Genomic DNA, 8,668 nt, shown 5'->3' on the forward strand with positions numbered 1-8,668 from the left:
AGGCGGGGCGGCGGGCGGGTCGGCGGGCGGAGCGGAGAGCGGGCGTCGGAGCGGACCCGCGCGGGCGTCCCCGGAGCGTCACTCCACCGCGTCGGCGACCGCGGTCACGACCGCGCGGAACCGGTCCGGCGCCTCGCGGATCCGACGCCGGAGGAGGACCCCGGCGAGCGCCGACGAGGCGGGTGCGGCGACCAGCTCGCACTCGACCCGGGCCCCCTCCTCGTCCGCCAGGACCCGCCACTGCTCGACGCCGAGCACGGGGAGCCGGCGCTCGAGCCCGCTCCCCCGCCGCTCGTAGGCGCCGTCGGCGGCGAGGACGTCCGCGAGGGCGGCGAGCACCGGGGCGGGGTCGGCGTGGAGGACGGAGGCGAGGGCGAGGATGCTGCGCACGGCGGCAGTCTCGCACGCCCCCGCGTCAGGAGCGGGCGTCGAGGACGCGCCGGAGCCAGTCGAACGACGCCTTGGGCACGCGGTCCCGGCTGCGCGTGTCGACGGCCACGAGCCCGTGCGGGCGGCTGTAGCCGTGCTGCCACTCGAACGCGTCGACCAGGGTCCAGAGCTGCACGGCCTCCACCGGCAGTCCGTCGTGGACGGCCTCGGCGAGAGCGGCCAGGTGCGCCCCGAGCCAGCGGATCCGCTCCGTGTCGACGATCGCACCCTCGCGATCGGGCTCGTCGGGGTAGCTCGCGCCGAGCGCGGTCACCACCAGCGGCGGCAGGGCGTCGCCGTAGCGCTCCACGAGGGACCGCAGCACCGAGACCACAGCCCAGGGTGCGACCGGCGAGCCGTCGCCCGTGCGGTCCAGCTCCGGCCAGGGCGCCGTGTGGAAGGGGAGCGCGGGAGGAGCGCCCACCCCGGTCGGCAGCGCCGGGTCGCGGCCCGACACGATCCGCAGCGGCGGCAGCGGCGCGACCGCGTAGAAGTCGAGCGGAGCCGAGATGCGCGCGAGGTCGACCGGATCCGCCTGCGCGAGGGCGCCGAGGAACGGCGGCAGCTCCTCCGGTCCGACCGGGTAGGACCCGGTCAGCACGGCGTCGGCCACCAGGCGGTTCCGCAGGATGTCCGCCAGGGAGGCGAAGGCGCGGTCCCGGTCGTCGTCGGAGGCGGGCTCGACCGGCGCGAGCGCGTCGACGAGGCCGATCCTCCCGGTCACCTCTGCCGCTCGCAGCGCCTCCAGCGCCACGCCGTGCCCGAGGAGCTGGTGGTGCAGCGCCGGCAGGGCGCTGAACAGCCGGCCGGCGCCCGGCGCCTGCCGCGCGAGCGCGTAGCCCTCGAGCATCACCGTCGACGGCTGGTCGAGGGTGATCCAGTCGGCGACCCGGTCGCCGAACCGCCCGCCGAGCTCGAAGGCGAGATCACCGAAGCGGAACGCGGTGTCGCGGTTCATCCAGCCGCCGCTGAGCGCCGACGGGGTGTCGCGGTGGTGCAGGGTCAGCGCGACCCGGATCCCCGTCTCGGCGAGCCCGTCGAGCAGGCGGTCGTAGAAGCCGAGCCCTCCGCGGTCGATCGGCCCGCGGCCGTCGGGCTGCAGCCGGGGCCACGAGACCGAGAGCCGGAGCTCGTCGACGCCGAGATCGACCAGCAGCGCGAGGTCCTCGCGCCAGCGCAGGAGGAAGTCCGTCGCGATCTCGGGAGTGGCCTCCTCGGCGATCGTCCCCCGTCGCAGCGCGAAGTCGTCCCACACCGACCGGCCCCGCCCGCCCGTCTCGAGGGAGCCCTCCGTCTGGAAGGCGCTCTGCGCCAATCCGATGCGCAGGCCCGGCGGCAGGAGCCCGCCCAGCTCGCGCGGATCGTCGAAGCGCGCGGCCTCGACGCGCACCTCCCGCCGATCGCGCCCGCGGGCCTCGTCTTCGCGCATTCCACTGTCCTCCGGATCTGATCGACGGGTATATTCTCGCGGAAGCGCTCTCCCGGATCTCCCCGACTCCCCCGACCGGCTGAGACGCCTCCTCCGGATGGTGTACATCCGGGAACAGTGGTGCGGCGCGCTTGACAGCTCCCCCCTGCCCCCGTGCAATGGACGCATCGTGAAATCGGGCGTCGACGTGGCAGTACCGGGGGGTTCACCGGTCGTGCCGGTGCCCCGACTCCGCCGATCCCCGCGGCGCACGGCCGCCCTGCTGCTGGTGCTCCTCGCGGCCGTCGCCTCCGTCTCCGGGCTGGCCGCTCCGGCCGCGCAGGCCGCCGCTCTCGCGATCACCGCTCCCGCCTCCGGCGCGGTCCTCAGCACGGGAGCGACGACGGTCACCGGCACGGCGACGGCCGGGGACCAGGTGCAGATCGGGCTCCGCGGCGGCGGCGACCCCCTCTGCATCACCACCGCGGGCCCCGACGGCGGCTGGAGCTGCGCCGTCTCCCTCGACGACGGCCCGGCGACCCTGGTCGCGGTGGAGCTCCTCGCCGGCGGCGGGACCACCTCGGCCGCCGTCCCGATCGCCGTCCTCAGCGCCCCCGTCATCGAGTCGGTCGACGGCTCGGCGACCTCCGCGGGCTCGGTCCGCGGCACGGCCTACCCCGGCGCGAGCGTCGCCGCGGTCTCGAACGGCGGCGCCGCGTGCCTGGCCACCGCCGACTCCGGCGGCGCGTGGTTCTGCCAGCTCGCCCCCACTCCGGCGCCGGGCAGCTACCGCGTCACCGCGACGCAGACCGCCTCCTTCGCCGGCAGCGCCGCCTCGCCGGCCAGCGCGCCGGTGACCCTCGTGGTCGACACCGCTGCTCCTGCCGCCCCCGCCCTCACCTCGCCGTCGGACGGCGCCGCCCTGCCGCTCGGCGGCGCGTCCTACTCGGGGACGGGCGTGGACGGCACCCGCGCCTACGTGTACGTGGACCGGGTCAACACCTGCGACGCGGCGGTCAGCGGAGGCGCCTGGAGCTGCACCGGCGGCACGATCACGGCGGGCGCGCACCGGGTCTCCGCCATCGCCGGGGACAGCGCCGGCAACTACAGCCCGCCGAGCCCCTGGATCGACGTGACCTTCGCGGCGGCGACGACCGCTCCCACCGGCACGCCCAGCGCGACGACGTCGGCCGCCCCCGGTGCCGCGCCCAGCGCGCCCGGGGCCGCCGCGTCTCCCGCTCCGAGCAGCGCGGCGCCGACCGCGTCTCCGTCGCCCGTCCGCCCCGGAGAGGCCGCGCCCGCGCCCGAGGACGAGCCGACCGCCGAGCCCACCGCAGCACCGGTCCCGGCTCCCGACCAGGACGGCGGTGACGTGCCGCCGCAGCCCGCCCCCGACGCCGGATCCGAGCCGGGCGGCTGGAGCGCGGCGACCGGGATGACCACCGCGCTGTCAGCCGGATCGCCCGTCGTCTCGATGGCCGACTGGATGCGCTCCCTCGCCCTCGCTCTGCTCTCGCTCGCCCTGGTCGTCGTGCCGGCCCGCCTCGCCGCGGCCGGGCGCGCGCCCCGTGCCGAACGCAGCTGGCACCTCACGGGCCGCAACCGCGCCGCCGTCGAGTACGACGACAAGCCGGACACCGGTCCCGCCTCGCCGCGCCTGATGGTCGTCGGGATGATCGGCTGCGCAGCCGGCCTCGTCCTGCTCTCGGGACGCGTCGACGGCCAGCCCGCCTACCTGCGCCTGCTGATCGCCGTCATCGTGGCCGTCGCCGTGGTCAACGCGGTCGCCGCCGCCGTCCCCGCGCTGGTCGGCCGACGGATCGGCGTCAGCGGGATCGGCGTCGTCGCCGCTCCGCGCGCGCTGCTCCTGGTCGCGGCGGCCGCTCTCGTCTCGCGCTTCGCGGGACTGGACCCGGCGCTCCTCTTCGGCGTGGTGATCGGCCTCGTCCTCCCCGAGGGCGCATCCGCCGTCGACCGGGCGAAGCTCTCCACCGTCCGCGTCGTCTCGCTGCTGGGCCTCGCCGGACTCGCCTGGGGCGCCTCCGCCGTGGTCCCGCCCGACGGCTCGTTCGGCTCCGTGCTCGCCGCGGAGGTGCTCAGCGCGACCACGCTGATCTCGGTCGGCTCGAGCGTGGTGCTGCTGTTCCCGGTCGGGCGCCCCGCCGGCCGCAGCATCCTGCGCTGGTCCCCGCTGCTCTGGCTCGGGCTCACGCTCCTCGCGACGACCGTGCTGTTCGTGCTGCTCACCCCGACCATCGCGTCCTGGTCGACCGACGGCGGAGCGGGTCCGGTGCTCTTCGCCGTCGTCGCCTTCAGCGCGGTGTGCACGTCGATCTGGGCCTGGCGGCGCTTCGTCGAGTCGGAGTAGCCGGCCTCGGCCGCCCGCTCAGCCGATCGAGACGGGCCGGTCGAGGTCGTCGCCCGGCAGCACGTCGGCCACGGCGCCGACCGTCAGCTCGCGCAGCGTCGCGATGCCGCCGTAGACGCCGAGGAACGCGGTGTCGGCCGCGTCGCGTCCCGTCGCGATCCGCACGAGACTCGACCGCGGCGCGAGCGTCGTCGCGTCGACCGCCCGCCACTCCCCCTCGATCCAGGCCTCCGCGACCGCGTGGAAGTCCATCGGCTGCAGTCCCGGGGCGTACACGGCCGCCAGTCGGGCGGGCACGTCCAGCGCACGGAGGAGGGCGACGACGAGGTGCGCGAAGTCGCGGCAGACGCCGCGGCGGGCGAGCAGCGTCCGCTCGGCCCCGTCCGTCGGAAGGCTCGAGCCGGGGACGTACGCCAGCCGCGTGCCGACCCAGGAGCTCACCGCGTGCAGGAGGTCCGCCCCGGCGAGGCCGGCGAATTCGGCCCGGGCCGTCGCCCACAGCACGTCCGACTCGGCGTAGCGGCTCGGCCGCAGGTACCGCAGCCGGTCCACCTCGTCGCCCTCGAGCGGATCGAGGCGTCCTAGGACGCGCGCGGAGTAGTCCACGACGAGGTGCCCGACCGGCGCGTCGAGCACGTGCAGCCGGGTGCCGTGCTGGTCGATCACCTCGCGAGCGGCGAGCGGGCGGCCGTCGACGGTGAGCGTCAGCGACTCCTCCGCCCCGTACGCGTCGGCCACCGCGATCGAGAGGACGAGGGCGGCCGGAGCCGCGACGTCGAGGGTCAGGTGGGCCGAGACGTCGCGCTGCATGGGGCTCTTCTCCGGGGCGTGGCGGGTGGGGGTCAGGCGCCCTGCTCGCCCTTCGGCGGCGGGGTGGGGGCGGCGTCCGGCTCCTGCACGAGCTGCAGCCCGCCGGACGAGTTCGCCGAGACGGTCAGCAGGTCGATCCAGGTGCGGTTGATCGAGGGGACCCGTCCGCCGAAGTACTTGAAGTAAAGGGGCACGGAGGGGTCGAGCCAGATGCTCGAGCGGCCGTCGCCGACCGCGGGGTCGTCCCGCCAGGAGAAGAAGAAGCTCTCGCGGCGGCGCAGCTTGTTGGCGATGACGATCTGGACGTGCGTGAGCGTGCGGTCGTCGAACTCGATCTCGACTCCCGAGGCTCCGTAGAGCAGCTTCCCCATGGGGGCCTCCCGGCCGCCCGTCGCCGGGCGGTGCATGACGGTGCCCGCGGGCACGAGAAGCGGGACCGTTCCGGCGCCCGCCGTGGACCGGGCGGCTCGCATCCGGACGCGGGCGCCCGGGCTCGGAACCGCCCGGTGACGACTCTAGGCGAGGCGGCGCGGGCGCGCGGGATCCTCGTCCGATTCCCGAACACCGGGCTCCTCCGGCCGGAAGGACGACCGGTCCGGAGGCGCGCCCGGCGCCCTGCCGGATCCGGGCGAGACGCGCCGGGGCGCTGCCGCGCGCATGTCGGAGGTCGGACATACGGTACCCGCATGATCGAATGCGCACTCTGCGGAACCGACGCCGTCGTCCTCGACCGCTCCGGCGGCCGCGACACCGAGGAGGAGCTCGTCGTGCTCTGCGCCGACTGCACCCCGGGCGAGATCACCCAGGCCCTCGAGGCCGGGCTGCTCGAGCCCGCTCGACGCAGCGCGCACGCCCGCGCCGCCTAGAGAGCGGCACGTCGGACGGAGTGCCCCCACTGGGACTCGAACCCAGACTGAGACGATTTTAAGTCGTCTGCCTCTGCCGATTGGGCTATGGGGGCGACCACCGGGAGGAGCGACCCTCCCGGCGGCGGTGTCAGGACTTGGCGGGCTCGCCGCCGACCGGGACCGGAGCACCGGCCTGGCCGGGGATCTGCGCCGGGGCCTGCGCGGCCGGAGCCTCGGCGGCCGGCGCCGCCGGACGCGGACGCGACGCGTAGGTCTCGAAGGAGCCGCGGGGGTACTCGCGGGCCTCGATCGAGGCGATGTCGCGGCCGAGCCAGAGGTTGTTCCACCAGCCCCAGACCACGCGGAACTTGCGCTCCCACGAGGGCATGGCGAGACCGTGGTAGCCGCGGTGCATCACCCAGGCGGGGAAGCCCTTCACGGCGATCTTGCCGGACTGGAACACGCCGATGCCGATGCCCAGGCCCGCTACCGCGCCGAGGTTCTTGTGCACGTAGTCGACCGGCTCCTCGCCGCGGAGCACCGCGGTGATGTTCTTGGCCATGAGCTTGCCCTGGCGGACGGCGTGCTGGGCGTTCGGCACGCAGAAGCCGCCGACGCCGCCGCCGGTGAGGTCGGGGACGGCCGTCGCGTCGCCGGCGCCCCAGGCGCCCTCGACGAGCACGTCGTCGTGGCCGACGCGGAGGTCGGCGCGCACGCGCAGGCGGCCGCGCTCCTCGATGGGCAGGTCGGAGTTCTTGATCGACGGGTTCGCCATGACGCCCGCGGTCCAGATGATGAGGTCCGACTCGAAGCTCTCGCCCGTCGACAGCTGGATGACGCCGTTCTCGGCCGACTTGAGCTGCGTGTCGAGGTGCACGGTGGCGCCGCGCTGGTCGAGGTTCTTCAGCACCCAGTGGCTCGTCTCGAGGGCGACCTCGGGCATGATCCGGCCCATCGCCTCGATGAGGTGGAACTGCGTCTCCTCGAAGTCGATCTCGGGGTAGCGCTTGAGCAGCGCGCTCGCGAAGGAGCGCAGCTCGGCGAAGACCTCGATGCCCGCGAACCCGCCGCCGACGACCGTGACGGTCAGCAGGCGCGAGCGCTCGGGGCCGGCGGGGAGCGACGCGGCCTTGTCGAAGTTCGTGAGCATGCGGTCGCGGATCGCGGTCGCCTCCTCGATCGTCTTCAGGCCGATCGCGTTGTCGGCGACGCCCGGGATCGGGAAGGTGCGCGAGACGGAGCCGGCGGTGACGACGATCTGGTCGTACTCGAACTCGTAGGGCTCGCCCACGGTCGGGGTGATCGTCGCGGTGCGGTTCGCGTGGTCGATCTTCGTCACCTTGGCGGCGAGGATCGCGGTCTTCTTGAGGTGGCGGCGGAGCGAGACGATCGCGTGGCGCGGCTCGATCGACCCCGCGGCGACCTCGGGGAGGAAGGGCAGGTACGCCATGTAGGGCAGCGGGTCGACGATCGTGACCTCTGCCTCGTGCGGGCGGAGCTGCTTCTCGAGCTTCCACGCGGTGTAGAAGCCGGCGTAGCCGCCTCCGACGATCAGGATTCTGGGCACGGTTGACTCTCCAAGAGGGATGGACAATGCGAACACCCTCACGCAATGCGAAGTGCCCGCTCTCGATGCGGTGGGCAGCACTGACCCCGACTGGGAATCAGCTTAGCGAAGAGCGCGCCGGTGGTGGCGCCTCCGTGGCTCCGGTAGGAGCGGCTACGCGTCGAGCGGCCTGCAGTCGCAGCGCTCGGGAGACCAGTCGGCGCGGGCCAGGGCCAGATCGCCGATCGGATTGACGCCGGGGCCCGCCGCGAGGGCGTGCGCGGCGAGGGCGTGGAGGCACTTCACCCGCGAGGGCATGCCCCCGGAGGAGATGCCCGCGATCTCGGGGACGGAGCCGACGCTCTCGCGGTCGGCCAGGAACGCCCGGTGCGCAGCGGCGTACGCCTCGCGCAGCTCCTCGTCCTCGGCGAGCATCGCGTTGTACTCGACCATGACCTGGGTGGCCTCGAGCTGCGAGATCGCGGCCGTCGCGGCGGGGTGGGTCAGGTAGTAGAAGGTGGGGAACGGCGTGCCGTCGGACAGGCGGGGGCTCGTGGAGACCACCGTCGGGTCGCCGCAGACGCAGCGTGCGCTGATCCCGACGACGTCCCGGGCGGGACGGCCCAGCTGGGCGGAGACGACCGCGATGTCGCGCTCGGACGGCGGATCGAAGGGGGGCGTGGTCACGGGGGCTCCAGAGGACGGACGGCCGGGAGGACGCTCCAGTGTACGCGGGGTCGGGCGGGAGCGACGGGGTCGGGCGGGAGCTACGGAGTCGGTGTCAGCTCGTCGGCGGTCGGCTCGCCGAGGCCCGAGACCGCGACCGAGGACAGCAGGGAGCCGGCCCAGTCGGTCGGGGTCTCCTGCACCGTGTCGCTCGCGGGCTGCTGCGCCTGCTGGGCGAGCGTCACGTCGTCGAGCACGAGGTAGCTCACCTCGCCGGGCATCACGAAGTACAGCCGCTCGCGGGCCTGCGCGCGGATGAACGCCGGATCGGACCAGCGGGTGCGCTGCTCGTCGAGGTTCTGCGCCTGGGTCTTGGCCGCGTCGACCGAGCGCTGCAGCTCGGCGATCTCGGCGCGCTGCTCGACGAAGTTCTTGATGCTCGGGGCGAGCACGACCACCGCGAGGATCATGATCCCCATCACCAGCAGCGTGAAGCCGGAGCCGCGGACGCCCTCGCGGCGGGCCCCGGCGTCAATCCGATCGGCGATCTGGCCCTGGCCCGCGCCGACTGGTCTCCCGAGCGCTGCGACTGC

At 74.6% G+C, this 8,668-nt stretch carries 9 protein-coding genes, 1 tRNA gene and 1 pseudogene; 3 read left to right on the plus strand and 8 right to left on the minus strand.

Going from position 1 to position 8,668, the window contains the following annotated elements:
- Nucleotides 1–78: 78 nt before the first annotated feature.
- A complete protein-coding gene (locus C5C69_RS16360) occupies nucleotides 79–390 on the minus strand; it encodes a hypothetical protein (protein WP_104250106.1) in 312 nt (103 codons plus the stop codon).
- Nucleotides 391–415: 25 nt separating this feature from the next.
- On the minus strand, nucleotides 416–1,858 hold the full coding sequence (locus C5C69_RS16365) for a glycoside hydrolase family 1 protein (RefSeq protein WP_181069229.1): 1,443 nt from the start codon (nucleotides 1,856–1,858) through the stop codon (nucleotides 416–418).
- A gap of 220 nt (nucleotides 1,859–2,078) precedes the next feature.
- On the opposite strand from C5C69_RS16365, the gene C5C69_RS16770 reads away from it, so the two are divergent.
- Entirely contained in the window at nucleotides 2,079–4,205 is a 2,127-nt protein-coding gene (locus C5C69_RS16770) for a hypothetical protein (RefSeq protein WP_146083644.1), read from the plus strand.
- Nucleotides 4,206–4,223: 18 nt separating this feature from the next.
- Here C5C69_RS16770 and C5C69_RS16370 read toward each other — a convergent pair whose 3' ends face one another.
- Together C5C69_RS16370 and C5C69_RS16375 are read right to left on the minus strand one after the other, a co-directional pair.
- Complete coding sequence (locus C5C69_RS16370) at nucleotides 4,224–5,015, minus strand: transglutaminase family protein (protein ID WP_104234572.1); 792 nt, start codon at nucleotides 5,013–5,015, stop codon at nucleotides 4,224–4,226.
- 32 nt (nucleotides 5,016–5,047) lie between these two features.
- Nucleotides 5,048–5,386 carry an ATP-dependent DNA ligase gene (locus tag C5C69_RS16375; RefSeq protein ID WP_068211888.1) on the minus strand — a complete coding sequence of 113 codons (339 nt, stop codon included), beginning with the start codon at nucleotides 5,384–5,386 and terminating at the stop codon, nucleotides 5,048–5,050.
- 315 nt (nucleotides 5,387–5,701) lie between these two features.
- Here C5C69_RS16375 and C5C69_RS16380 point away from each other — a divergent pair, with 315 nt between their 5' ends.
- Nucleotides 5,702–5,881: a hypothetical protein gene (locus C5C69_RS16380; RefSeq protein ID WP_104225020.1), complete on the plus strand. Its 180-nt coding sequence runs from the start codon at nucleotides 5,702–5,704 to the stop codon at nucleotides 5,879–5,881.
- 21 nt (nucleotides 5,882–5,902) lie between these two features.
- Here C5C69_RS16380 and C5C69_RS16385 read toward each other — a convergent pair.
- The 4 genes from C5C69_RS16385 to C5C69_RS16400 form a co-directional block, all read right to left on the minus strand.
- Nucleotides 5,903–5,976, minus strand: a tRNA-Leu gene (locus tag C5C69_RS16385).
- A 35-nt stretch (nucleotides 5,977–6,011) separates the two neighbouring features.
- Complete coding sequence (locus tag C5C69_RS16390) at nucleotides 6,012–7,430, minus strand: NAD(P)/FAD-dependent oxidoreductase (protein WP_104225019.1); 1,419 nt, start codon at nucleotides 7,428–7,430, stop codon at nucleotides 6,012–6,014.
- A gap of 153 nt (nucleotides 7,431–7,583) precedes the next feature.
- Nucleotides 7,584–8,096, minus strand: coding sequence for a DUF501 domain-containing protein (locus C5C69_RS16395; protein WP_104234571.1), 513 nt, complete (start codon nucleotides 8,094–8,096; stop codon nucleotides 7,584–7,586).
- Between the two features lie 80 nt (nucleotides 8,097–8,176).
- Nucleotides 8,177–8,554 (minus strand): septum formation initiator family protein, encoded by a 378-nt coding sequence (locus C5C69_RS16400; protein ID WP_308558166.1) that lies wholly within the window; start codon nucleotides 8,552–8,554, stop codon nucleotides 8,177–8,179.
- A gap of 21 nt (nucleotides 8,555–8,575) precedes the next feature.
- Here C5C69_RS16400 and C5C69_RS17345 point away from each other — a divergent pair.
- Nucleotides 8,576–8,668 (plus strand): annotated as a pseudogene (locus C5C69_RS17345) (DUF501 domain-containing protein); the annotation flags it as partial.

The organism is Rathayibacter sp. AY1C7 (assembly GCF_002931865.1).
GTDB lineage: Bacteria > Actinomycetota > Actinomycetes > Actinomycetales > Microbacteriaceae > Rathayibacter.

Excerpts from the sequence above, each read along its gene's own strand:
- C5C69_RS16380 (WP_104225020.1), top strand. The coding sequence starts at position 5,702 with ATGATCGAATGCGCACTCTGCGGAACCGACGCCGTCGTCCTCGACCGC.
- C5C69_RS16370 (WP_104234572.1), bottom strand. The coding sequence starts at position 5,015 with ATGCAGCGCGACGTCTCGGCCCACCTGACCCTCGACGTCGCGGCTCCG.
- C5C69_RS16400 (WP_308558166.1), bottom strand. The coding sequence starts at position 8,554 with ATGGGGATCATGATCCTCGCGGTGGTCGTGCTCGCCCCGAGCATCAAG.
- C5C69_RS16375 (WP_068211888.1), bottom strand. The coding sequence starts at position 5,386 with ATGGGGAAGCTGCTCTACGGAGCCTCGGGAGTCGAGATCGAGTTCGAC.
- C5C69_RS16365 (WP_181069229.1), bottom strand. The coding sequence starts at position 1,858 with ATGCGCGAAGACGAGGCCCGCGGGCGCGATCGGCGGGAGGTGCGCGTC.